The organism is Pseudomonas sp. S3_A03, from assembly GCF_054668275.1.
Genome location: NZ_CP162753.1, coordinates 1,198,750 through 1,222,589 on the forward strand (window position 1 = coordinate 1,198,750; position 23,840 = coordinate 1,222,589).

Below are 23,840 nucleotides of genomic sequence, written 5' to 3' on the forward strand. Positions count from 1 at the left end.
CGGGCCGTCGTCAGGGAGCTGCATCGCAAATGAATTGCTGGAACATCCTCGGCCTGGCGCCGGATGCCGATAGCCGCACGATCAAGCGCCACTACGCGGCCTTGTTGAAAAAGACGCGTCCGGACGACGACCCGCAGGGCTTCCAGCGCCTGCGCGAAGCCTATGAAGCCGCGTTGGCCTGGCGTGAGAACGAGCAGGAGCCCGAGGCCGAGGTGCTCGTCGAAGCCCTCGGCGAAACCCTTGCCCAGCGCTATGAAGCGGCAATGGCCGATGGCACGGCGTTGTTCCTTGAGATCCATCTGTTGCAGCGCTGCATCGAAGGCGAGCTGAATGCCGAGGACACGCGGTGGGCCTTCGAAACCTTCAACTGGCTGACTGCCTGGCAACGGCTCGAATTGCCCAGCGCATTGATCGACGCCCTGGAGCGACAGCAGCGCGAGCAATTGCAGCGCCCGCTGTATGAGGCGCTTGGGCAGCACGACGACGCCGCGTTCCTGGCGGCCTACGCCGCACGTCATGAGCATGCCTGGGTGAACAATCATCCCCATGCCGAGTGGTTCAATGAATGGTTGGCCAGGCTGCTTGCCCATCATCATTACTGGTCAAGCACGCTGTTCGACGCCGTGTGTGCCGGGCAGCGCTGGCACGGTGGCGCAGATCATGCCTGCCCGGCCGACGAGTGGGCGCTCTTGTTGAAACGCCAGCAAGGGCCGGCCTTTCTCGCACGCCAACGCGCCTTGGCCGCCGAACCGCCCTACAGCCCGGAACAGCGCGCCGCGCGTTTACTGCTCGCGCCGATGAGCCTGGGCCAGCGCCGCGCCTTCGCGCAACGCCTGGACGAGCACGACTGGAAGGCCTGCCAGCAGCTCAGCGCCGATCTTTACGCCGACCACATCAGCGTCGCCGAAGCGATGCCCGGCGGCACCGTGTATTTTTGGCAAGGCTGGGATTCGGCCCTGGACACCTGGCCGTGGATCGTCGCGCTGGTGCTCAGTTGCCTGGTGGGCATGCTGGTACAGGTTGAAAGCCTGGCCGGGAAGATCATCCCGACCCTGGGCCAGGGCATTGTGTGGGCGATAGGCGCCGTGGTCTGCGCGGGCGTAGCCTGGCAGGGCTGGCGACCATGGGCTCACCACTATCGCGTGCTGGATGAACGGCTCAGCCAGCGATTGCCGCGCTGGATCAGCGCCAGCCACTTGCCGTTGCTGCCGATACGCGATCTGCTGCCGGGGCTCGTTGTGGCGGGAGCACTGGGGTATGTGTTCAACCCGCTGGCCAGCTTGACCCTGGTCGTGGTGCTGGCACTGGTCGGCTTGATCAGGCGCCCCTTCACCAACCACCACACCCCCTGGTCCGCCCGCCACCCGCGCTGGGCCGTGCTGGGCGGCGCGTTGGGTCTCGTCGGCGCAGTTGTGCTGTACGCCGGTTTGAAGGTGCTCGATAACAGCCATCTGATCACCCGTAACCAGGGCCTGCAACAGTGGACCGAGCGCCTGTGCAGCCGCATGCCGCGCAGCGCGACCGAATGCCAGGCACCCGCCACGCACACGCAGTGGTACGGCCAGGAGGCCAAGCGATGAATCCGAAATGGCTGGTGCCCATAAGCCTGGTGTTGGGCCTGGGGCTGCTCGGTGTCGCCGGCGCGACCAAACCCTTGCAATACGCGCAATTGTGGCTGGACCAGCGTGACAGCCCGTCCACGGCAACAGCCAGTGCGCTGGCCCCCCTCATTGACTGCGTGAACCGTATTGATCGGGACACCCGTTTGGCGTACTACCGCCTGCATGCCGCGTCGCCACAAGCGCCCGAGCACGACAACTTCGGCGACAGAAACGAGCCCGAACCGCGGATTATCCAAGCATCGGTGTGCTCGTCCTTGTACACCCTGAAACTGGAGCGCCAGCAACCCGGCAGCCCATTGATCGGCCTGGCCAGTGTGTACGCCTACCGGCTGCAGAAACTCACCTCGCTGACGGACAAAATCACGGCAATGCCGCCGCCCGATGGCGTGCCTCAAGGTGTTCAGCAAATGGTCGCTGAGGCCATGAACAAACCACTGCTCGCCCAACTGGTCGACGTCGGCGAAGACTACCTGGCGGTCTCAACCGGCCTGCGCAACCAACTGGAACGTGAAGACCTGAGCGTACGCCCCGCGCAGTTGGCGCGTATCGAAGCCCGTATGGGCCGCGACCTTCACTGGCACGTACTCAATTACATGATCGCCGCGCGCCATGCCGTTGACCGGATTGAACGTGACATGCGCGATGCCAGCCTGACACCGCAGACCGTCGCCGACCTGGCCGCGGCCGTGCAGGCGGCGGCGGATAACGGCAACGCGTACAAACGCCTGCATCCCGGCAACCCTCGGGATGAAGAAGCCAGTAACCTCTGGTATACGATCAGCCCGGCGGCAGAGGCATACCTTGCGGCGTTGACCACCCTTCGCCAAGACTGGCTCGCACACGCCGCGCCACCGCAACTGAGTGAGGACTACTACCTCGTCACGCGTCGCTACGACGCCCTTCTGAGCTACTACAACCGCCTTGCGCGCAATGCGTTCTAGTGTTTTTTGAGCTTCACATAGGACTGATGCAGATCTGACGCCCAACCATCGATCACCTCTTTCACGTCATCGGCCTTCATCACCTGCGAGTCATTTGACAGCGGCTTGCCGGTGCCTTTGCGCACCACCTGGGCGAGGACCTTGCCGTTGGCGCCATCCAGAAACTGCGCCTCGGTGCCCAAGGTGGTCTCCTGGTCGCGAATACCCGCGCCGGTACTCACCGCTGCCGCCACCAACGCTACCGGGATGAATTCATAGGGCTTGAGGCCTTCGGTCTTGCTGCTGACGGCAGTGATTGCGGCACGGACCACAATCACGCCAGGGCCCGGGCCGTTCGCCAAGGGCAATGACTTGGCCAGCTCACGCTTGAGCGCCTGGTTGAAATAGCTGTTGATGCCGCTGAGGGTGCTCTGCGGGATTTTTGCGCTGGCCTGTGGCGTGGGATAGAACTGAGTGGGCTCGATGTACACCGCCGTGTAGCGGCTCAAGTCCAGCGTGGGATCGACCCAGCGCATCACTTCAGCGCCCGAGGGTGACGTGGCTTTCTTCAGTTGGCTGTAGTTGGAGAGGAACCCTGAATACTCGTCCGGTTGCGTGACCTTGCTGGCGCAGCCCGCCATGCCGATCGAGGCGACGCACAGCGCGCTGATCATTAGCCTTAGCTTCATCATTGAACTCCCTGGCGATCATCATCGTAAGAATGAGCTGTAGGTATAGCCAATCCTGGGGAATACACCTCATTGACGGCGCCTGGCATGCGCGCTCAGACCAAACTGCACCGCTCATTTGCGCGGTAACTGCGTATGACTATTGCCCTGCCAGTGAGTAAGGTGAAACCACATCCATTGTCAGGAACATCACATGCGCACCATCGGCCTTATCGGCGGCATGAGCTGGGAGTCCAGCGCCGAGTATTACCGCATCATCAACCAGTGCGTGCGCGACCAACTCGGCCCGCTGCGCTCGGCACAAGTGTTGATGTACAGCGTGGACTTCGGCCCGGTGGAGCAAGCCCAGCATGCCGGACGCTGGGACGACACCGCGCTGATCCTCGAAGATGCCGCCCGCCGCTTGCAGGCGGGTGGCGCCGAATGCGTGGTGCTGTGTACCAACACCATGCACAAGCTGGCGCCGCGAATCGAAGCGGCAGTGTCGATTCCGTTCCTGCATATCGCCGATGCCGCCGCGTTGGCCGCCGTGGAGGCTGGGACGTTGACGGTTGGTTTGCTCGGCACGGCCTTCACCATGGAGCAGGACTTTCTTACGTCCCGACTGACCGGCCACGGCCTGACCGTGTTGTTACCGGACGCGGATGAACGCAAGGAGGTGCATCGCGTTATCTATGAGGAGCTGTGCGTCGGCGTGATCAGCGACACTTCACGCCGGACTTACCAACGGGTCATCCAGTCCCTGGCCGCGCGCGGCGCTCAGGCGGTGATCCTCGGTTGCACGGAAATCGGCCTGTTGATCAAGCCCGAACACAGCGAGTTGCCGCTGCTGGACACCACCGCGCTGCATGCGCAGGCGGCGGTGGCGTTTGCCTTGCAGGACTAAGCGCGCGTGCGCAGGCGCGCCATGCTGACGGTGTCGACAAACACCCCATCACGCAGGGCGCTGTCACGCAGCACACCTTCTACCTCGAAGCCGAATTTACGGTACAGGCGTTGCGCCGCTTCGTTGTCGACGTACACCGTCAGCTCCACACGATGCAGGTTCATCCAGTTGTCGGCCACGTCCAGCGCGGCCGTCAACAGGCGCGAGCCCACGCCTTTGCCTTGCCAGGCCGTGGCCACGCCCATGCCGAACGAACCGACATGGGCCTGGCGCACGCGCAGGTACTGTTGCAGGCCGAGTTGGCCAATGACCTCGCCGCCATGCACGGCCACCAGTTGCAGGCGCCGCTCATCGTCCATCACCAGTTTTTGCGCCACGCCTCCACCGATTGGAAAGGCATCTGCAGCACCTGACGGCACACGGCAGGTTCGTTATAGAGCGCCGCAACGCCTTCAAGATGGGCCTCGGTAAAGCGCTGGATGACGATATGAGGTTCAGGCGTGTGCATGGTGCTTCATCCTTTGAATAACACATGGCCGGCCAGTGTAGAGGCCCTCCCCGCTTGATGGCTAGGGCGCAGGTGCGGTCGACCACAAAGACGGCCAATCCCCGTAGGCCACCCCGGTGCAACGCGGCATCATTTTGAATTCGCTGAGCTGGAACCCCTTGCCGTCAAACACCCACACACCCCCGCCGCCACAATCGCCGATCCCGCGTTGTTTGTAGAAGTAGCTCAAGGTGCCCGTGGCCGGGTCATAGCCGACCGAGCCTTGCAGCGCCGCGTCCTCCAGTGGCAAAGACTCAAGCTGCAGGGTTGTTTCGGCATATGGCGCCTGGCGCTGGCGGCTGACCACGTCGTACTCGCAGTTGTAGGCCGCGCAGTCATAACGCACCACGGTCATTGCTTGCTGCGCCGTCAGCGCACCGGCGCTGGCCTCCGGTTCGCCGCCCGTGCCGTTGACCTCAGGCGTGATGGGGCGCAGCGCAGCCGCTACCAGGCCGGCCTGCTCCTGTGTGGTCAACGCGGGTGCCCCCGGGAATTTGCGCAATACCGGGGTCGGCAAACGCGCCGGCACGGCACTGGCCGCGCCTTTACCCGGCCGGGCCAGCGCGGTGAGGTTATCAACCCGCCCCTGCACCGCATCTATCAACAGCAGCGAAGCGCTCAGCCCGCTCAACGACACATGGGCGTCCTTGTCATCCGGTAGCTCCAGACGCTTGCCATCGCGCAAGGCCTGCAACCAACGGCGGGCCGCGGCCTCCTCGATCACACCGTAGGACCGCACCTCGGGATCGCCGCCCTGATCGTCCAGTTCGACGTGCAGATCCCGAGTCAACTCCAGGCCCAGCGGCTGACCGTCCAATCGCAAGGTGGCCAGGTCCAGCGCTTCGCCACGATGGTCGAAGCGCAAGCGCAGGTAGCCCTCGGCCCCGGCCTGATGCCAGATGTGCAACGTCAACGAGCTGTAGTCCTCTTCGTCGACCCCACTGGGCGCGCTGAGGGCATGGCAATTGCGCAGGTTGTCGCAACCGATCACCCATTCCTTGATTTCCCGCAGCAGCGGTACGCTGTCGGGCTTGGCTTGAACGAGGGTGGCAGTGCCGCTCAGCAGCAGGGCCAGGAGTGCGGGGCGCAGCATGGGACTCTCCGTGTCGAAAAGGCGCGGATTGTCCCATGTTCGGGCCGGGGCGTCAGCGCCGGGTTGCCACCCGCCATACCCGCGCAATATCCGCCGCCCGCTCACTCAACAAACGCGGTGCTTCAGCGCACGCCTGTTCCAGGCTGGTGGGCCCTGAAGGCAACGCGAATGCGGCGTCGACGCCATGGGCGTACATCTGCTCGTAACCATCGCCCAGGGTGCCGGCGATGACGATCACCGGCACGCCGTGTTGCCGGGCGATGCGCGCCACGCCAAACGGGGTTTTGCCGCGCAGGGTCTGGGCGTCGAAACGGCCTTCGCCGGTAATCACAAGGTCGGCGCCGCGCACGGCTTGATCAAGGCCGACCAACTCAGCCACGACCTCCACACCCGCACGGAACTGCGCCCCCAGGAAGGCTTTGGCGGCGAAGCCCAGGCCACCCGCTGCGCCGCTGCCGGGTTCGTCGCGTACATCCCTGGGCAACACGCGGGCACAATGGTCGGCGAAATGGCCGAGCGCAGCGTCAAGTTGCCTGACGTGCTCGGGGGTGGCACCTTTCTGCGGGCCGAAAATCGCCGAGGCACCCTGGGGGCCGCACAGTGGGTTATTTACGTCGGCGGCGATTTCAAAGCGCACCTCGGCCAAGCGTGGGTCGAGGTGTTCAAGACTCATACGGGCCAGGCGCGATAAGGCCAGGCCGCCAGGTGCCAGCGCTTGCTCCTGGGCGTCGAACACTTGCAGACCCAGCGCTTGCATCGCTCCGGCACCGCCATCGTTGGTGGCACTGCCGCCAATCGCCAGGATGATGCGCTGGGCACCGGCATCCAGGGCCGCGCGGATCAGTTCTCCGGTGCCGAAGGTGCTGGTGATGCACGCATCGCGCTGGCCGGGCGGCACCCGTTGCAGACCGCTGGCTTCGGCCATTTCGATGATCGCCGTGCGGCTGTCGGCCAACCAGCCCCAACGCGCGTCGACCGCCGCGCCCAGCGGCCCGCGCACCGTTTGGTGGCGCAGTTCGCCGTGGCAGGCGGCGAGCACCGAATCCACCGTGCCTTCACCGCCGTCCGCCATCGGGCATTGGATCAACTGTGCGTCCGGCCAGACCTGGGCCAGCCCATGGGCGATAGCCTGGGCGACGCCTTCAGCACTCAGGCTGTCCTTGAACGAGTCGGGGGCGATGATGATTTTCATGGGCTTTCTCCGGTTTTTATAACGCCCATGCTGCCAGCTGGCACCGGGATTGACGCCGGTCAGATGCACAAGTGCGGGTGAGCTTTGTTGTTCATTCCGACAAAGACTGGGGCAGCAACTGCACGCCGAGGTACAAGGCAAGCATGCCGTCCAGGGTCAACGGGTCGACGCCGCTGAGTTCCGCGATGCGCTCCATGCGATAACGCAGGCTATTGCGGTGAATGCCCAGCGCATCGGCGCAGGCCTGGCTCTGGCCGTCGTGCTCGCACCAGCTGCGCAGCGTGGCCAGCAGTTGGCCGTTGCTGTCCTTGGCCAGCACGTTGCGCAGAGGGTTGAGCAGTTCGTCGAGGGCATCATCGTTGCGATGGCGCCAGAGCATCACCGGCAGGCGATAACGGCTGAGCGTCAGCAGCCGCGAGTGCGGCAGCACATCGCGACCGTACGCCAGCAGGTCACCGACGCGTCGGTAGCAACGCCGCAGGCCGGGCAAACCATTGGCTTGCCCGCCCACGGCCACCCGCAGGATCGTCCAACCTTGAGCGTCGAGCTTCTCCAGCAGGCGCAGGTTGTCCACCTGAACGGCCGCCGGCCGGCACCACAACAGCGAAAACTGCGCTGAGCTGACGCACCAACTGTCCGGGTAACGCGAGGTCAGCCAGGCGCTCAAGGCTTCCGCCGATTGGCCAGGGCCCAGCTCGAACAGGTAAGGCGTGCGCGCCAGTTGCGGTTTGAGCCCCAGTTGCTGGGCTTCATCGACCAGGCGCGGTGAGTCGCCGGTGTCGGCCAGCAGCAATGCCAGCAGGTCATCGCAACGCTGGCGCCGCCAGTGCTGCTCGGCTTGCTGGTGACGATGGCTGACCAGCATTTCGGCGGTCATGCGCACCAGTTCGGCATACGTGCGCAGCAACTCCGGCTCGCCGGTGATGCCCAGCACGCCGATCAGGCGCTGATCGTGCATCAGCGGCAGGTTGATACCCGGCTGCACGCCCTTGAGGTGCTTGGCGGTCTGGCCGTCGATTTCCACCACGCGCCCATTGGCCAGCACCAGTTGCGCCCCCTCATGGCGGGTGTTGACGCGCTCGGCTTCACCGCTGCCCAGGATCAGCCCCTGGCTGTCCATGACGTTGACGTTGTAGGGCAAAATCGCCATGGTCCGATCGACGATATCCTGCGCCAGGTCATGATCCAGCTCGAACACGGGGGCCATCTCCTCGAAAAAGTCCTGCACGGCAGGGTTGTTCATCGGCACAGCGCAAAGCCGGCTTGTCTGTGCGCGAGCACAAAGACAGCACCCCGCCGCGTGGCCGAGACTCGTTGGGCGATCAACGTTACCCGCGCATCGCGCAAAATCATAATAAATAGAGAGAACGCCATGTCACAGAGCGCCGCTGCCCCACTGGCCACCGATGACGATAAAAACGCCATCTACAAGCGCATTACCCTGCGCCTGATCCCGTTCATTTTCATCTGCTATCTGTTCAACTACCTCGACCGGGTCAACGTTGGCTTTGCCAAGTTGCAGATGCTCGATGCACTGAAGTTCAGCGAAACCGTGTACGGCCTGGGAGCCGGGATCTTCTTTATCGGCTACGTGCTGTGCGGCGTGCCGAGCAACCTGGCGCTGACCCGGTTCGGTCCACGTCGCTGGATTGCCTTGATGATGATCGTGTGGGGCACCCTGTCCACCTGCCTGTTGTTCGTGACCACGCCGACGCATTTCTACACCCTGCGCCTGTTTACCGGTGCCGCCGAAGCCGGGTTCTTCCCCGGTGTGGTGCTGTACCTTTCGCAGTGGTTCCCGACGTTCCGTCGTGGGCGGATCATGGCCCTGTTCATGTCGGCGATCCCGGTGTCGGGGTTGCTCGGCAGCCCGTTTTCCGGCTGGATTCTCAACCACTTCGCCGCCGGCCAAGGTGGCTTGGCCGGCTGGCAGTGGATGTTTCTGCTGCAAGGCATCCCGACCGTGATCCTCGGCGCCCTCGCCTACTTCCTGCTCAGTGACAGCTTCGCCAACGCCAAGTGGCTCACGCCGCACGAGCGCGCGGTGCTGGAAACCGACCAGGCCACCGACCTGGCAAACAAACCCAAGGCCACCACCGACTCGCTGGGGCAAGTATTCAAGAACCCGGCCATCTGGGCCTTCGGGCTGATCTACTTCTGCATCCAGAGCGGTGTGTACGCGATCAACTTCTGGTTGCCGTCGATCATCAAGAACCTGGGGTTCAGCGATAACCTGGTGATTGGCTGGCTCAGTGCGGTCCCTTACCTGCTGGCGGCGGTATTCATGTTGCTGGTGGGGCGTTCCGCCGACTTGCGCAAAGAGCGTCGCTGGCACTTGGTGGTGCCGATGTTGATGGGCGCCATTGGCTTGGTGATCGCGGTGAATTTCGCCACTACGCCGGCGCTCGCCATCCTCGGGCTGACTATCGCCACCATGGGCGCCCTCACCGGCCTGCCGATGTTCTGGCCGGTGCCTACCGCCATGCTCAGCGCGGGCGCGGCGGCCGGTGGGTTGGCGCTGATCAACTCCATGGGCCAGATGGCCGGCTTCCTCAGCCCGTATATCGTCGGTTTCGTGAAGGATGCCACCGGGTCCACGGATATGGCGCTTTACCTGCTGGCCGCAGTGATTGTGGCCGGCAGTGTGTTGGCATTGCGGATGACGCGCACCCTCAACGCCTGATGCGGTCAGCGCGGGAGGGCTTTGCGCCCTCCCACCGTGGAGGCGGTGTTACAGCAAGCCACCGCCGTCAATGTCGATTACGGCGCCGGTCATGTAACCGTTTTCCATGGCCAGCACATAGCCCGCCGCCACTTCCTCCGCCTGGCCTACCCGGCCAACCGGCAATGCGTTACCGGCCTTGGCAAACATCGCCAGGCGCGATTCCTCGGCCAACCCCGCGTACGCCGGCGTATCAATGACCCCCGGGCTGATCACATTGACCCGACGCGGTGCGAGTTCCTTGGCCAACTGTTTGCCCAGTGCCTCGGTCGCGGCATTGATGCCGACCTTTATAAACTGGCCCGGCACTAATTTACGCCCCAGTTGCCCGGAGGTCAGGCTGATGCTGCCGCGCTCATCCAGAAAGGGCAGCGCCCGTTGAATAGCGCGCAATGCGCCCCAGAGTTTCACATTGAAATTGTCCTGGGCCTGCTCCAAGTCTGTCTCGCTCAAGGGGTTGGCGCGTACCGAAGGGCCAGACGTATACACCAGATGATCAAAATGCCCCACGCGTTCGAACAACCGTTGCAGGGATGCCGGGTCGGTGACGTCCACCGGTTCGCTGCGTACGCCATCGTCGGTAGTGGACGACAAGCGCCGCCCGGCCAGTATCACGTGTGCGCCACGCACCATGGCCGCCTCGGCCACCGCCGCGCCAATACCGCTGCTGCCGCCGATCACAATCACGGTTTTGCCGTTGAGGGGGGATGTCATGGGAAAGGTCCTTGGGGTCGAAAGTGAGCGTTCATCTTCCCAGCTTGGCAATCGCCGAAAAATCCCGGTAAAACGACAGGATCTTTAAAGGATTTTTATAAATGAGCTCGATCCTCGACCTTGAAGTCTTTGTGCGCACGGCCGACACCGGCAGCCTGTCCGCCGCCGCCCGCGGCCTGGGTTTGACCCCAGCGGCGGCCAGCATTGCGCTCAAACGCCTGGAGACCCGCCTGGGCATTCGCCTGCTCGCGCGTTCCACCCGCAGCATGCGCCTGACCGAAGAAGGCAAGCGCTACCTCGACAGCGTGCGCGAGGCCCTGGCGGCGCTGGCCGAAGGCGAGCAGGCGCTCAAGCAGCAGAGCCAAGGGCTGACCGGCCTGCTGCAATTGGCTGCACCGTCGGATTTCGGGCGCAACGTTGTGCTTGGCTGGCTGGACGAGTTCAAGCTGGAACACCCGAATATCCGCCTGCAACTGCTGCTTAACGACAGCAATGCCGACCTGTTCCGCGACACCGTCGACATCGCCCTGCGCTTCGGCGTGCCGAGGGACTCGAGCCTGGTGGCGCTGCCGGTGGTGCCGGGCCACCGGCGCATAGCCTGCGCCAGCCCCGATTACCTCGCGCGCCATGGCACACCCACCACGCCGGAGCAGTTGGCGCAGCACAATACGCTGCGCTACATGCGCCAGGGCCGGGCCAGCAGCACCTGGTTCTTTCGCCAGGGCGACGACCTGCAGGAAGTTGAAGTGACCGGCGACTACTTGAGCGATGACGGTGAAATCGTGCGGCGCTGGGCCTTGGCCGGCCACGGTATTGCGTATAAGGCCAACCTGGATATCGCCCGGGACCTCAAGGCCGGCCGCCTGGTGCAACTGCTGCCGGACTGGCAAGGCGAACCCACACCATTCAACCTGATGTGCCCGCACCGCCTGCAAGTGTCGGAGCGGGTAAAAGTGCTGCACCGATTTCTACAAGTGCGCTGCCAGGCGTTGCTGAGCACGTGAAGAAATGCGCACGGGGCTTGTTCCAGAGCCTCTGAGTCTGGTATTGCATGACGCTCACGTTTCCCAGACTTGAGGAGCTTTGCATGATTTACCGCACATTGGGCCAGTCCGGGTTGAAGGTCAGCGCCCTGACCCTGGGCACCATGATGTTTGGCGAACAGACCAACACCGAGGACTCGCTGCGCATCATCGACAAGGCCTGGGACCAAGGCATCAATTTTATCGACACGGCCGACGTATACACCGGCGGCCGCTCCGAAGAACTGGTCGGCGAAGCCATTGCCCGCCAGCGCCAGGATTGGGTGGTGGCGTCCAAAGTCGGCTTCGGCCCGCCCGACGGCTTACCCAACCGCAGCGGTTTGAGCCGCAAGCGCATTTTCAATGCCATTGAAGCCAGCCTGACCCGGCTCGACACCGACTACCTGGACATCTATTACCTGCACCGCGAAGACCACGCCACGCCGCTGGAGGTCACTGTATCGGCCATCGGCGACCTGATTCGCCAGGGCAAGATCCGCTATTGGGGCCTGTCCAACTATCGCGGCTGGCGCATCGCCGAGGTCATCCGCGTGGCCGAGCGCCTGGGCGTGGATAAACCGGTGATCAGCCAGCCGCTGTACAACATCGTCAATCGCCAGGCCGAGGTGGAACAGATCACCGCTGCGGCGGCGTATGGCCTGGGGGTGGTGCCCTATAGCCCGCTGGCCCGGGGCGTGCTCAGCGGCAAATATGCGCCGGATGTGACCCCGGAAGCGGGCAGCCGCGCCGCGCGCCAGGACAAACGCATCCTTGAAACCGAATGGCGTGTGGAGTCGTTGCGCATTGCCCAGCAGATTCAGGAGTACGCCCAAGCGCGCGGCGTGGGGGTTGTGGAATTCGCGATCGCCTGGGTACTGAACAACGCGGCGGTGAGTTCGGCGATCGTCGGGCCGCGCACCGAGGCGCAGTGGGACGCCTACACGGGGGCGCTGGGCGTGAAGATCACGGCGCAGGATGAAGCGTTTATCGATTCGTTGGTCACGCCGGGGCATTCGTCCACACCGGGGTTCAATGATGTGAGCCACTTTGTCTCGGGCCGGGCGGCGTACGCCTAGCCAGCCTCTCGGGCGTACTGGAAATATGTGGGGGTCGACAGCCCCCACATTCGATCTGGGTAAACCGACCTTTTTTGGTCATTTTCCGTCTCCCGCCCCAAAACAGCGCACCCTTTGCCGCTGAAAGCACCATAATCCGCTCTCGATTCTCCCTGTTTATTTCCAATCGGCTTTCGCGAGGGCAGCGTGTCTAAAGGTGTTGTGTTATCGGTATCGGCCTCGGTGTTGTTTGCCGTCATGTATTACTTCACGTCGCTTCTCACGCCGTTGAGCGGCCTGGAGATTTTCGGCTGGCGCATGTTGCTGACCGTGCCGTGCATGACGGTGTTCATGATCGTCAGCGGCGAATGGCGGCGGGTGCGCGAGTTGCTCTACGTACTGGTGGCCAAGCCTCGATGGATTGCCGGGGTAGTGCTGTCTTCGGCGCTGCTTGGCGTGCAGTTGTGGCTGTTCATGTGGGCGCCGCTGAACGGGCGCAGCCTGGATGTGTCGGTGGGTTACTTCCTGCTGCCGCTGACCATGGTGTTGACCGGGCGTCTGGTATGGGGCGAACAGCTGTCCTACCTGCAAAAAATCGCTGTGTTTTGCGCTGCCCTCGGGGTGCTTAACGAGCTGTACCAGGCCGGCGGTTTTTCCTGGGCGACGCTGGTGGTGATCATCGGCTACCCGCTGTATTTCATCCTGCGCAAATACCTCAAGACCGATCACCTTGGCGGGCTGTGGCTGGATATGGCGTTGATGCTGCCGGTGGCCTGGTGGTTTGTGCAAAGCGGCGAACAAGGCTTTGCGGTGATGGATGCGCACCCCAAGCTGTATGCGTTGATCCCCTTGCTGGGCCTGATCAGTGCCTCGGCCTTGGTCAGCTATATCATCGCCAGCCGATTGTTGGCGTTCAGCCTGTTCGGGCTGCTCAGTTACGTCGAACCGGTGTTGCTGCTGGTAGTGGCCCTGTTGCTGGGTGAAGGGGTCAAGCCGGGGCAATGGCTGACCTATATTTCGATCTGGGTCGCCGTGATGGTACTGGTGTTCGAGGGGTTCAAGCACTTGGTGCGCCAGCAGCGAGCCTGATGCCCAGGCAATAGAAAGCCCGGCCGAGGTTGCCCTCGGCCGGGCTTTTTGCACTTACTCGGCGGTCAAGACGCCGCGACGTACCTGGTCCCGCTCGATGGACTCGAACAACGCTTTGAAGTTGCCTTCGCCAAACCCATCATCGCCCTTGCGCTGGATGAACTCGAAGAACACCGGGCCCATCAAGGTTTCCGAGAAGATTTGCAGCAACAGACGCTTATCACCTTCGATGGACGAGCCATCCAGCAGGATGCCACGCGCCTGCAATTGATCCACCGGCTCGCCATGGTTCGGCAGGCGGCCTTCGAGCATTTCATAGTAGGTGTCCGGCGGCGCGGTCATGAAGCGCATGCCGATCTTCTTCAGCGCGTCCCAGGTCTTGATCAGGTCGTCGGTGAGGAATGCCACGTGCTGGATGCCTTCACCGTTGAACTGCATCAGGAACTCTTCGATCTGCCCGGCGCCCTTGGACGACTCTTCGTTCAGCGGGATACGGATTCTGCCGTCCGGCGCGCTCATGGCCTTGGACGTCAGGCCGGTGTACTCGCCCTTGATATCGAAGTAACGCGCTTCACGGAAGTTGAACAGTTTCTCGTAGAAGTTGGCCCAATAAGCCATGCGCCCGCGATAGACGTTGTGGGTCAGGTGGTCGATGACCTTCAGGCCGGCGCCTTGCGGGTTGCGGTCCACGCCGTCGAGGAACACGAAGTCGATGTCATAGATCGAGCTGCCTTCGCCAAAACGGTCGATCAGGTACAACGGCGCGCCGCCGATGCCTTTGATCGCCGGCAGGTTCAGTTCCATCGGGCCGGTTTCGATGTGGATCGGCTGGGCGCCCAGTTCCAGGGCACGGTTATAGGCGTGCTGCGAGTCCTTGACGCGGAACGCCATGCCGCACACCGATGGGCCGTGCTCGGCGGCAAAGTAGGAGGCGATGCTGTTGGGCTCGTTGTTGAGGATCAGGTTGATCTCGCCCTGGCGGTACAGGTGCACGTTTTTGGAACGGTGGGTCGCGACTTTGCTGAAGCCCATGATCTCGAAGATCGGCTCCAAGGTGCCCGGGGTTGGCGATGCGAACTCGATGAATTCAAAGCCCATCAGGCCCATTGGGTTTTCGTATTGGTCGGCCATTTCGGCGCCTCATTCTTGTGATTAACGGATGTCAATTGCCAGCAAGGATGAGGCGAACAGGTGGCGCGCAGGACAGGCCTCGCACGCTGCGGGCGAGGAAGTCACCAAAGATGAGGGGGGAACCGTGTCGCTTCATGGTGTCATCAGTCTCTGACGGCCGAGGCTTGCGTGAGCGCAAGTCCATATTCTTGTATGCGTAAATCGATTCTACACAGCGTAACAGGGTTTGTCCGTACTCTTATCAAATCCCCATTACCCGCGCCCGTGCAAGGGGTTTGTTGCACAGGTAGATGCCCAGCAGAATGACTGCCCCGCCCAGCAACATGGGGACGGTCAATTGCTCGCCCAGCAGCAACGCGCCGCAGATGACGGCGGTCAGCGGGTTGAGTGCGATAAATACGCCGGAGCGTGTCGCGCCGATACGCCGGAGACCGTCGTAGTAGCCGATATAGGCCAGCGCCGAACCCAATACGCCCAGATACACCAGACTCAGCAGTTGTGGCAGGTCGATACGGGCAACCGCTTCAAGCGTGATACCGCCGCTCAGTGCGGTTGTGGCGGTCAGCATCAACGTGCCCAGCAGCACTGACCAGGTGACGGTCTGCAACGGGCCCAGGGTGGCGTTCAACCCACGGGAAAACAACGAATAAACGCCCCAAGCCAACACACAGCCGAAGATCAGCAGATCCCCGAGCCAACTCTGGGGGGCGACCTGCATCAGTTGCGGGTTGCGGCTGACAATCACCGTGGCGGCACCGCCCAGGCACAGCGCGATGCCCATGACTTTACTGCGCCCCAAGCGCTCTTTGAACAGCAGCCAGGAGGCCAGCCCAATCACGGCCGGGTTCAACGCCACGATCAACGACGCCCGCGACGCATTGATGTAGTGCAACCCATAGAAGAAGCACAGGTTGTAGAAAAAAATCCCAAAGAACCCCAGCACCGTCAACAGCGCCAATTGCCGAAGGCTTGGACAAACCAGGGGAATGCGGGCCACGCCCATGAACAGTAACAAAGCCAGGCTCGCCAGGAGAAAACGCAGGCTGGCGGCCAATAGCGGGTCGACCTGATTCGCCAGGTATCGCCCGGCGACAAAGGTGCCGCCCCAAATCATGGTGACGGCGGCGAGTTTGCAGTAAGTGAGGCGATCAGAGGTGGCGCGCATGAAGTGGGCTCGAAGAACAGGAGAATGGGCGTATTCTTCAGCTAATAAGCCATCATCGTAAAATGAGCATTTACTCATGACCCTCACTCAACTGGAAATATTCTCCCGGGTGGCCGAGCTGCAAGGTTTCACCAGCGCGGCGCACCGGCTGGGCATCAGCCAATCGGCGGTGTCCCACGCCATCAAGGCGCTGGAGCAGGAACTGGGCGTGGCGCTGTTTCGGCGCCATCAAACCCTGGTAGAAACCAGCGATATCGGCCAGCAATTACTCGGTCGCGCCCGTGCCATGCTCGGCCTCGCCAACACGCTGCAGCAGGAAGCCGCCGATGCCCGGGGCATGAAGCGCGGGACCTTGCGCATTGGATCGTTTGGGCCGACCTCTTCCACCTATTTGCTGCCGAGGATTCTCAGTCGATTCCGCCAGGCGCATCCCGGTATCGAAGTACACGTGGACGAAGGGCCGGACCGACAAGTCATCCACTGGCTGGACGAGCGCAGAGTCGATATCGGCTTCGTCGTGCTCGAACAGGAGCGCTTGGATACCTACCCATTGTTCGAAGACCAGATGGTCGCGCTGCTGCCCACCGACCATCCGTTGGCCGACCGTGAGCAGGTAACGCTCAAGGACTTGTGCGGCGCTCCCTTTGCACTGACGGAGGCAGGCTCGTCGGAACTGGTGACGCGGCTGTTCAGTGACGCTCGCTTAGTGCCCAATGTGCGTTACCGCTGCTCCCAATTACTGAGCACCTTGGAGACAGTGAGCCGGGGCGATGCCGTGAGCCTGGTGGCGCAGGCGTCCTTGCCCGCCACGCCAGACCCGCGTTATGTACAGCGGCCATTGTTGCCCGCCGTGCCGCGCAAGGTCGGCCTGGCCGTGCTGGACCGGCGCCAGTCTTCCCCGGCGACCCTGGCGTTTATCCGTATCGCCCAGAGCCTGGTGCTATGACCCCACCGCCCTGGACTGCGAGCTTATTGGCGGCGAGCCATCTATCATCAGCGCATCCCGATTGCTGCTACAGGCCGTTCTGCCCATGCCCCTGACCGCCAACGGCCCGCGAAACCGCGCCACTCGCACCTTCATGACCATGCTGGGTGGCTTGCTGCCGATTGCGCTGGGCATCGTCATTTTGCATTGGCAAGCCGAACGCTCGCTGCAACAGAGTACCGTCCGCACCGCCCAGGAAGCCGTGCGCCAGTTTGACCTGATGCTTGATAACACCGCCCTCGCCGCCCAGGCCTTGCTGCCTCTGGCGGGCCAACCCTGCGATGACGCGGCCCAACTGGCCCTGCGCGAGCAGGTCACGCGGCGACCGTTTGTGCGCGCAACCACGTTGTCCTGGCAAAAGAACATCTATTGCAGCTCACTGTTCGGCGGCGACCATGAGTCCAGCGTCAACCCGGCTGACTATGTCGACGGCGCGTTATGGTTGATGACGGGCAACCCGGTTACGCCGGATACCGCGCTCCTGGTGCATCGACTGGTTGACGGCGACAAAGCCGCCTTTGCCTCTATCGACGGCTACCACCTGACCAACGCCCTGCGCTTGATCAGCCGTTACGCGGACCTGACCCTGCAGGTGGGCCCGCACTGGCTCGGTGCCGACGGCAAGGTGCATGACGTGCCGGTGCCTGGCTTTGCCGTGGCTCATCAACACCTGGCGTCCGCGCGCTATCCGTACAGTGTCGACGCCGGCATGCCCGCCGGTGAAGTGTGGCGCTATATGCGCGAGCGTTACCCGGCGTCGTTCAGCCTGGTGGTGTTTTTTGGCGTTCTGGCCGGTGTGCTTGTGCATGGGCTGCAAAAGCGCTCTTCGACGCCCACCCATGAATTGCAACGAGCGCTGGAAGCGAATGAGTTCGTCCCTTACTTTCAGCCGGTGGTGCGCGGCGACACGCGCGAATGGGCGGGTTGTGAAGTGTTGATGCGCTGGCGCCACCCCAAGGAAGGTTTGGTGCGCCCAGACCTGTTTATTCCTTTGGCCGAACATTGCGGCCTGATCGTGCCGATGACCCGCGCCCTGCTGCGTCAGACCGCTGCGCAACTGGCACCCTATGCGGCGCGTATCAGCCCAGGCTTCCATATTGGGGTGAATATCACCGCACGCCATTGTCTTGACCTGGAGTTGGTGGATGACTGTCGCGAATTTCTGGCCGCTTTCCCGGCAGGCCAGGTGACGCTGGTGCTGGAGTTGACCGAGCGCGAGCTGATCGAACCCACCGCTATCACGCGACAGCTGTTCGATGCCCTGCATCAACTGGGCGTGATGATCGCCCTCGATGACTTTGGCACCGGGCACTCCAGCCTGGCTTACTTGCGTAATTTCAATGTGGATTATTTGAAGATAGACCAGAGTTTTGTCGCCATGATCGGCGCAGATGTACTATCAAGTCATATCCTCGACAGCATCATAGAGTTGTCCAGCAAGCTCGACCTGGGCATCGTTGCAGAGGGCGTCGAAACAGCCGAGCAGTGTGAATACCTGGCGGCGCACGGTGTGGATTTCCTGCAGGGTTACCTGTTTGGCAGACCGTTACCCGGTGATGAATTCATTCAAACCTTGATCAGTCATTGAATAGCCATACACTCAGCGCGTTGAAATATTCTTAGTTGAGACAAAAGACGTGATTTACTCGTAGCGGATTAACTACTACAATTTTTCCTGCCTGTGCAGAGCTCGCAGGACGACGTATTTTTTGAGTCGTTTAAAGCGCTTGGCTTATAGCTTTGTCTGCAGTTGATATCAGCCAACTACACTATTGGAGTACAGATTTTGTCCAGACTCGCCGAATTTCGCGCAGCAGAAAAAGCCCTTCAAGAGCAGCTTGCCCAGCTGGAATCCCTGAAGAACGACGCAGGCTTGAAGAAAGAGATCGAATTCGAAGAAAAGCTTCAGGCATTGATGAAAACCTACGGCAAAGGCCTGCGTGACATCATCCTGATCCTTGATCCAAACCCGGGCAAGTCCAGTGCCGCCGCGGCTCCCAAACAGCGTCGCGCGCGTGGTCAAGGTCTACCAGAACCCGCACACTGGCGAGCTGATCGAAACCAAGGGTGGCAACCACCGTGGCCTCAAGGCCTGGAAAGAACAATACGGCGCCGAGACGGTAGATTCCTGGCTTCGCGGTTGATCGCATTGCTCTAATAAAAAAGCCCCGCTTAAGCGGGGCTTTTTTATTCACGCGTTCGAACCTGAACTTAAATAACATTTCATTTTGTTCCATGGCAATCGGCCGAACGTGCTTAAAGTTTGAGACTGTCGCGCACTGAACTGACTTCATCCTTGCTCGCCTCGTATGCTTGCGCTTGGCCAGCGTATGAAAAAACATACGCCTTATCGGTATCAACCGCCGCCACCAATGTTTGTGACAATACGTGCCGGCCGTTCTCGGTAATCACGCAAGTAGTTTCCAGCGCTTCAAGACGGCTCAATGTTGCAGCGTGCACTTTGGTGCACACGCTTTGGTAGCCACCTTGGGCAAACCCTTTCTGGATGGACTTACGCATTTCCAGCAAAACGCCCTGAAGATTAACTTTATGCCCACTTTCGACCGGCGTGCCCGTTAACTCCATGACCATCAACGTGTTGCCGTTTTCATCATTCTTGATCGCACGCTGCCGGGAGACCGGTTGCGGTTTTGCCGGTACCTCGCCATCGGCAATCACTTCTTCGGCTTGCCAGCCGCTGGGCCAATGAATTTCCGGATCGGCCGCCAACACAACAGAACTGGCCAACAGCAAACACCCAGCGCTCAATAGCCGTTTACGAACGTCGAACATGCGAAAAACACCCTAGAACCAAGCACCAAAGTGTGAGCCCCTGCGCCCATCGGTCGCAAGGCCTGCGTCAGCTTTTTCATTTGGCGCGGCAGGCGAGCCTTGCGTATCATGGCTGCGCTGCACAGATGCCAGCCGCAAGCCAAGGGAACGCTCCTCTCACCAGGAGCTGCGTTTGCCCCATTTTTTCTGGAGGGCCCATGAGCCTGCACGAACTGAACACCTTCCCGGGCGTCACCGCCCAACCTGACACCGCCACGTCGAACTTCGTGTTCAACCACACCATGCTGCGGGTCAAGGACATCACCAAGTCGCTGGATTTCTATACCCGCGTCCTGGGTTTCTCCCTGGTTGAAAAGCGCGATTTCCCGGAAGCCGAATTCAGCCTGTACTTCCTGGCCCTGGTGGACAAATCCCAGATCCCTGCCGACGCCGCCGCGCGCACCCAGTGGATGAAGTCGATCCCGGGCATCCTTGAACTGACCCACAACCACGGCACCGAAAACGATGCCGACTTCGCTTATCACAACGGCAATACCGACCCGCGTGGCTTTGGCCATATCTGCATCTCGGTGCCGGATATCGTTGCAGCGTGCGAACGCTTTGAAGCGCTGGGGTGTGAGTTCCAGAAACGCCTGAGCGATGGCCGCATGAAAAGCCTGGCATTCATCAAGGACCCCGATGCGTATTGGGTCGAGATCATTCAACCCGCGCCGCTGTAACGAAAAAACCCCATGATCACTCATGGGGTTTTTCATTTTCAGGCCCTGCGTTACGCCGGCGCAGACGTACGGATCAGGTGATCAAACGCACTCAGCGACGCCTTGGCGCCCTCGCCTACCGCAATCACGATCTGCTTGTACGGCACCGTCGTCACGTCACCGGCGGCAAACACGCCAGGCAGTGACGTTTCGCCACGGGCATCCACAATGATCTCGCCGCGCGGGGTCAGCTCAACCGTGCCCTTGAGCCAATCGGTGTTGGGCAGCAAACCGATCTGCACGAAGATACCTTCCAGGTCGATGGTCTTGAACTCGCCACTGTCGCGATCCTTATACGCCAGGCCGGTAACTTTCTGGCCATCGCCTTTGACTTCGCTGGTCAGCGCGCTGGTGATCACATCAACGTTCGGCAGGCTGTGCAGCTTGCGTTGCAACACCGCGTCGGCGCGCAGCTTGTTGTCGAACTCGAGCAGGGTCACGTGACTCACGATGCCGGCCAGGTCGATGGCCGCTTCAACGCCGGAGTTACCGCCGCCAATCACCGCCACGCGCTTGCCTTTGAACAACGGCCCGTCGCAGTGCGGGCAGAAGCAAACGCCTTTGGCCTTGTATTGCTGCTCACCCGGCACCCCCATTTCACGCCAGCGGGCGCCGGTGGCCAGGATCACCGTCTTGGACTTGAGGGTCGCGCCGCTTTCGAAACGAATTTCATGCAGGTCACCCGCGTTTTTCGCCGGGATCAAGGCACTGGCGCGCTGCAGGTTCATGATGTCCACGTCGTATTGACGCACATGGGCTTCCAACGCGCTGGCCAGCTTCGGCCCTTCGGTTTCCTGTACCGAGATAAAGTTCTCGATGGACATGGTGTCCAGCACCTGGCCGCCAAAACGCTCGGCGGCAACACCGGTGCGAATACCTTTACGCGCCGCATAAATGGCTGCCGAAGAACCGGCAGGCCCACCGCCGACAACGAGGACGTCAAAGGCATCTTTGGCACTGATTTTCTCGGCGGCCTTCTCAATGCCGCTGGTATCGAGCTTGGCGAGGATCTCTTCCAGGCCCATGCGGCCCTGGCCAAAGTTCACACCGTTGAGGTACACGCTGGGCACCGCCATGATCTGGCGTTCATCGACTTCAGCCTGGAACAGCGCGCCGTCGATGGCAACGTGGCGGATGTTCGGGTTGAGCACCGCCATCAGGTTCAGCGCCTGGACCACGTCCGGGCAGTTCTGGCAGGAGAGCGAGAAATAAGTCTCGAAGCTGAACTCGCCTTTGAGGGCGCGGATCTGTTCGATCACTTCGACACTGGCCTTCGACGGGTGGCCACCGACTTGCAGCAGGGCCAGCACCAGCGAAGTGAATTCATGGCCCATGGGGATGCCGGCGAAACGCAGGCTGATATCGGCACCCGGGCGGTTGATGGAGAACGAGGGCTTGCGCGCATCATTGCCATCGGTTTTCAGGGTAATCAGCGTGGTGAGGCTGACGACGTCCTGTAAAAGAGCGAGCATTTCCTGGGATTTCGCGCCGTCATCAAGGGAGGCGACGATCTCGATCGGCTGGGTGACCCGTTCCAGGTATGACTTCAACTGAGCTTTAAGATTGGCGTCCAACATACGGGCGATTTCCTGTTAATTCGGTTTATTGCAGACAAAAAAACGCCCGAGCGAATCTCGCCCGGGCGTTCAGAGGGCGGATGCAGCTTACTTAAGTGCGGAATACCGCCCTTGAGACTTCACAGACTTAGATCTTGCCGACCAGGTCCAGGGACGGAGCCAGAGTGGCCTCGCCTTCTTTCCACTTGGCTGGGCAGACTTCGCCTGGGTGGGCAGCAACGTACTGGGCGGCTTTGATTTTGCGCAGCAGCTCAGAAGCGTCACGACCGACACCACCGTCGTTCAATTCAACGATCTTGATCTGACCTTCTGGGTTGATCACGAACGTGCCGCGGTCTGCCAGGCCAGCTTCTTCGATCAGTACGTCGAAGTTGCGGGAGATGGTCAGGGTTGGATCGCCGATCATGGTGTACTGGATCTTGCCGATGGCTGGCGAAGTGTTATGCCAGGCAGCGTGGGCAAAGTGGGTGTCGGTGGACACGCTGTAGATCTCGACGCCCAGTTTCTGGAATTCGGCGTAGTTGTCAGCCAGGTCTTCCAGCTCGGTTGGGCAAACGAAGGTGAAGTCGGCCGGGTAGAAGAACACTACGGACCATTTGCCTTTCAGGTCAGCGTCGGTCACATCTACGAAGCTGCCGTTTTTGAATGCGGTGGCTTTGAACGGTTTTACTTGGCTGTTGATGATAGGCATCGTTGACTCTCCGTCAGGGGTTAAGAAGTTGATGAAGTGAATCCTACCCACTCTCTTGACTGATGGCTCATTGGCAAACCTGATGCTGACGATTGGTTTTCGCTATCAGACGACTGTATTAATAGAAGAAAACTCAAAGCAGCGGCTGGGTGGCCAACGTCATACCGAGAAAAGGTGTGGATTCAACATAGCGCATGGCGGATTTCATGTCGCTCCAGCCGACGTAACTCATCAACGACTTCAAATCCCAGCCGCTGCGATGCGCCCATGTGGCGAAGCCCCGGCGCAAGGAATGGCTGGTGTATTGCTCGGCGGCGATGCCCGCACGCTCAAGCGCCTGGCGCAATAACGGGATCAGGCTGTTGGGGTGCAGGCCCTTCTCCCCCAGGTTGCCCCAGCGATCAATGCCCCGAAACACCGGGCCACGCACCAACCCCGACGCGCTGAGCCACTCGGTATAGGCTTGCACCGGGCACAAGCGCAGCAGCGCCGGGGTGTGATACGTCTTGCCGAGGTTGTCGCGGTCGCTTTTGCTGCGCGGCAGGTACAGGCTGATACCGGCGCCGGGCGTGGCCTGAACGTGTTCGATACTCAGTCGGCACAACTCATCGCTGCGAAAGCCGCGCCAAAAGCCCAGCAGAATTAACGCGTTATCACGCTTGGCGCGCAGCAGCCGAGGTTGATCCTGAGCCTCGCCCGCTTCGCGCGCTTCGCTATCAAGGGACGCCACCACCTGCTCCAGATGCTTGAGCTGCAACGGCTCGGCTTGTTTCTCCTGAGCTGGGTGCACGGCCCGAATCCCTTTGAGCACCTTGCGCACCACCGGTGTTTTTGTCGGGTCGGCAAAACCCTGGCTGGTGTGCCATTGCGCCAACGCCGAAAGCCGCAGCTTCAAGGTGTTGACCGCCAACACGCCTGCATGGGCCACCAGGTAGCGCGCCACACTGTCACTGGTGGCCGGCAGGAAACCACCCCAACTCACCTCGAAGTGCTCGATGGCAGCGCGATAGCTACGCCGGGTGTTATCGCGGGTGGCGGCATTGAGGTAACGATCCAGATCACTCATGGGAGGCCTATTCGTACTATTTGGGGGCTGCATAGCGCCCCAACGGTTTTTGACACGGGATAATACGCCAATATCCCATCTGTGAATCGGCCGAATTTGAACGAGCTTTGGATAGTGTTATAG

At 61.4% G+C, this 23,840-nt stretch carries 21 protein-coding genes and 2 pseudogenes; 11 read left to right on the top strand and 12 right to left on the bottom strand.

From position 1 onward, the window contains the following. Positions 1 to 29 precede the first annotated feature (29 nt). Complete coding sequence (locus AB4O25_RS05180; protein ID WP_460150606.1) at positions 30 to 1,580, top strand: J domain-containing protein; 1,551 nt, start codon at positions 30 to 32, stop codon at positions 1,578 to 1,580. Continuing rightward, on the top strand, positions 1,577 to 2,563 hold the full coding sequence (locus tag AB4O25_RS05185; protein WP_065879060.1) for a DUF3829 domain-containing protein: 987 nt from the start codon (positions 1,577 to 1,579) through the stop codon (positions 2,561 to 2,563). Before AB4O25_RS05180 ends, AB4O25_RS05185 begins: the two co-directional genes overlap by 4 nt. Here AB4O25_RS05185 and AB4O25_RS05190 read toward each other — a convergent pair. Beyond that, positions 2,560 to 3,231 carry a DUF3313 domain-containing protein gene (locus tag AB4O25_RS05190; protein ID WP_017528059.1) on the bottom strand — a complete coding sequence of 224 codons (672 nt, stop codon included), beginning with the start codon at positions 3,229 to 3,231 and terminating at the stop codon, positions 2,560 to 2,562. The genes AB4O25_RS05185 and AB4O25_RS05190 overlap by 4 nt on opposite strands. A gap of 193 nt (positions 3,232 to 3,424) precedes the next feature. On the opposite strand from AB4O25_RS05190, the gene AB4O25_RS05195 reads away from it, so the two are divergent. Continuing rightward, positions 3,425 to 4,117 (top strand): aspartate/glutamate racemase family protein, encoded by a 693-nt coding sequence (locus AB4O25_RS05195; protein WP_065879059.1) that lies wholly within the window; start codon positions 3,425 to 3,427, stop codon positions 4,115 to 4,117. Here the strand turns inward: AB4O25_RS05195 and AB4O25_RS05200 are convergent. The 4 genes and pseudogenes from AB4O25_RS05200 to AB4O25_RS05215 form a co-directional block, all read right to left on the bottom strand. Further along, positions 4,114 to 4,625: pseudogene (locus AB4O25_RS05200) on the bottom strand (GNAT family N-acetyltransferase). The gene AB4O25_RS05195 and the pseudogene AB4O25_RS05200 overlap by 4 nt on opposite strands. Positions 4,626 to 4,686: 61 nt before the next feature. Continuing rightward, positions 4,687 to 5,757, bottom strand: coding sequence for a DUF1176 domain-containing protein (locus AB4O25_RS05205; protein WP_460150607.1), 1,071 nt, complete (start codon positions 5,755 to 5,757; stop codon positions 4,687 to 4,689). 52 nt (positions 5,758 to 5,809) lie between these two features. Then, entirely contained in the window at positions 5,810 to 6,949 is a 1,140-nt protein-coding gene (locus AB4O25_RS05210) for a glycerate kinase (RefSeq protein ID WP_460150608.1), read from the bottom strand. Between the two features lie 91 nt (positions 6,950 to 7,040). After that, the gene (locus AB4O25_RS05215; protein ID WP_116078919.1) at positions 7,041 to 8,147 is read right to left on the bottom strand and encodes a sugar diacid recognition domain-containing protein; all 1,107 of its coding nucleotides are present in this window, start codon (positions 8,145 to 8,147) and stop codon (positions 7,041 to 7,043) included. A 174-nt stretch (positions 8,148 to 8,321) separates the two neighbouring features. On the opposite strand from AB4O25_RS05215, the gene AB4O25_RS05220 reads away from it, so the two are divergent. Beyond that, positions 8,322 to 9,632, top strand: a complete 1,311-nt coding sequence (locus AB4O25_RS05220) for an MFS transporter (RefSeq protein WP_460150609.1) — start codon at positions 8,322 to 8,324, stop codon at positions 9,630 to 9,632. 48 nt (positions 9,633 to 9,680) lie between these two features. Here the strand turns inward: AB4O25_RS05220 and AB4O25_RS05225 are convergent, their stop codons facing one another. Continuing rightward, positions 9,681 to 10,385, bottom strand: coding sequence for an SDR family oxidoreductase (locus AB4O25_RS05225; RefSeq protein WP_017528066.1), 705 nt, complete (start codon positions 10,383 to 10,385; stop codon positions 9,681 to 9,683). A 101-nt stretch (positions 10,386 to 10,486) separates the two neighbouring features. Here AB4O25_RS05225 and AB4O25_RS05230 point away from each other — a divergent pair, with 101 nt between their 5' ends. The 3 genes from AB4O25_RS05230 to rarD all read left to right on the top strand — a co-directional run bounded on the left by AB4O25_RS05230 (position 10,487) and on the right by rarD (position 13,551). Next, on the top strand, positions 10,487 to 11,389 hold the full coding sequence (locus tag AB4O25_RS05230) for a LysR family transcriptional regulator (protein ID WP_017528067.1): 903 nt from the start codon (positions 10,487 to 10,489) through the stop codon (positions 11,387 to 11,389). 83 nt (positions 11,390 to 11,472) lie between these two features. Continuing rightward, complete coding sequence (locus AB4O25_RS05235; protein WP_116078758.1) at positions 11,473 to 12,483, top strand: aldo/keto reductase; 1,011 nt, start codon at positions 11,473 to 11,475, stop codon at positions 12,481 to 12,483. Positions 12,484 to 12,669: 186 nt separating this feature from the next. After that, positions 12,670 to 13,551 (top strand): EamA family transporter RarD, encoded by an 882-nt coding sequence (gene rarD / locus AB4O25_RS05240; protein WP_017528069.1) that lies wholly within the window; start codon positions 12,670 to 12,672, stop codon positions 13,549 to 13,551. A gap of 54 nt (positions 13,552 to 13,605) precedes the next feature. Here rarD and hppD read toward each other — a convergent pair whose 3' ends face one another. Both hppD and AB4O25_RS05250 read right to left on the bottom strand, forming a co-directional pair. Next, positions 13,606 to 14,682, bottom strand: coding sequence for a 4-hydroxyphenylpyruvate dioxygenase (gene hppD / locus AB4O25_RS05245; protein WP_017528070.1), 1,077 nt, complete (start codon positions 14,680 to 14,682; stop codon positions 13,606 to 13,608). Positions 14,683 to 14,923: 241 nt separating this feature from the next. Continuing rightward, positions 14,924 to 15,847 carry a DMT family transporter gene (locus AB4O25_RS05250; protein ID WP_460150610.1) on the bottom strand — a complete coding sequence of 308 codons (924 nt, stop codon included), beginning with the start codon at positions 15,845 to 15,847 and terminating at the stop codon, positions 14,924 to 14,926. A 76-nt stretch (positions 15,848 to 15,923) separates the two neighbouring features. On the opposite strand from AB4O25_RS05250, the gene AB4O25_RS05255 reads away from it, so the two are divergent. The 3 genes and pseudogenes from AB4O25_RS05255 (at position 15,924) to AB4O25_RS05265 (ending at position 18,976) form a co-directional block, all read left to right on the top strand. After that, the gene (locus AB4O25_RS05255) at positions 15,924 to 16,793 is read left to right on the top strand and encodes a LysR family transcriptional regulator (protein ID WP_460150611.1); all 870 of its coding nucleotides are present in this window, start codon (positions 15,924 to 15,926) and stop codon (positions 16,791 to 16,793) included. 85 nt (positions 16,794 to 16,878) lie between these two features. Then, complete coding sequence (locus tag AB4O25_RS05260; RefSeq protein ID WP_460150612.1) at positions 16,879 to 18,420, top strand: EAL domain-containing protein; 1,542 nt, start codon at positions 16,879 to 16,881, stop codon at positions 18,418 to 18,420. Positions 18,421 to 18,618: 198 nt separating this feature from the next. Next, positions 18,619 to 18,976, top strand: a pseudogene (locus AB4O25_RS05265) (histone-like nucleoid-structuring protein, MvaT/MvaU family). A 112-nt stretch (positions 18,977 to 19,088) separates the two neighbouring features. Here the strand turns inward: AB4O25_RS05265 and AB4O25_RS05270 are convergent. Beyond that, positions 19,089 to 19,625 (bottom strand): DUF4946 domain-containing protein, encoded by a 537-nt coding sequence (locus AB4O25_RS05270; RefSeq protein ID WP_460150613.1) that lies wholly within the window; start codon positions 19,623 to 19,625, stop codon positions 19,089 to 19,091. Between the two features lie 197 nt (positions 19,626 to 19,822). Here AB4O25_RS05270 and gloA point away from each other — a divergent pair, with 197 nt between their 5' ends. Continuing rightward, positions 19,823 to 20,344 carry a lactoylglutathione lyase gene (gloA, locus tag AB4O25_RS05275; RefSeq protein WP_460150614.1) on the top strand — a complete coding sequence of 174 codons (522 nt, stop codon included), beginning with the start codon at positions 19,823 to 19,825 and terminating at the stop codon, positions 20,342 to 20,344. Between the two features lie 50 nt (positions 20,345 to 20,394). On the opposite strand, the gene ahpF is transcribed toward gloA, so the two are convergent. The 3 genes from ahpF to AB4O25_RS05290 form a co-directional block, all read right to left on the bottom strand. After that, on the bottom strand, positions 20,395 to 21,960 hold the full coding sequence (ahpF, locus tag AB4O25_RS05280) for an alkyl hydroperoxide reductase subunit F (RefSeq protein WP_068931860.1): 1,566 nt from the start codon (positions 21,958 to 21,960) through the stop codon (positions 20,395 to 20,397). 127 nt (positions 21,961 to 22,087) lie between these two features. Further along, positions 22,088 to 22,651, bottom strand: coding sequence for an alkyl hydroperoxide reductase subunit C (gene ahpC, locus AB4O25_RS05285; RefSeq protein WP_003191303.1), 564 nt, complete (start codon positions 22,649 to 22,651; stop codon positions 22,088 to 22,090). 133 nt (positions 22,652 to 22,784) lie between these two features. Continuing rightward, complete coding sequence (locus AB4O25_RS05290) at positions 22,785 to 23,717, bottom strand: site-specific integrase (protein ID WP_017528078.1); 933 nt, start codon at positions 23,715 to 23,717, stop codon at positions 22,785 to 22,787. Positions 23,718 to 23,840 lie beyond the last annotated feature (123 nt).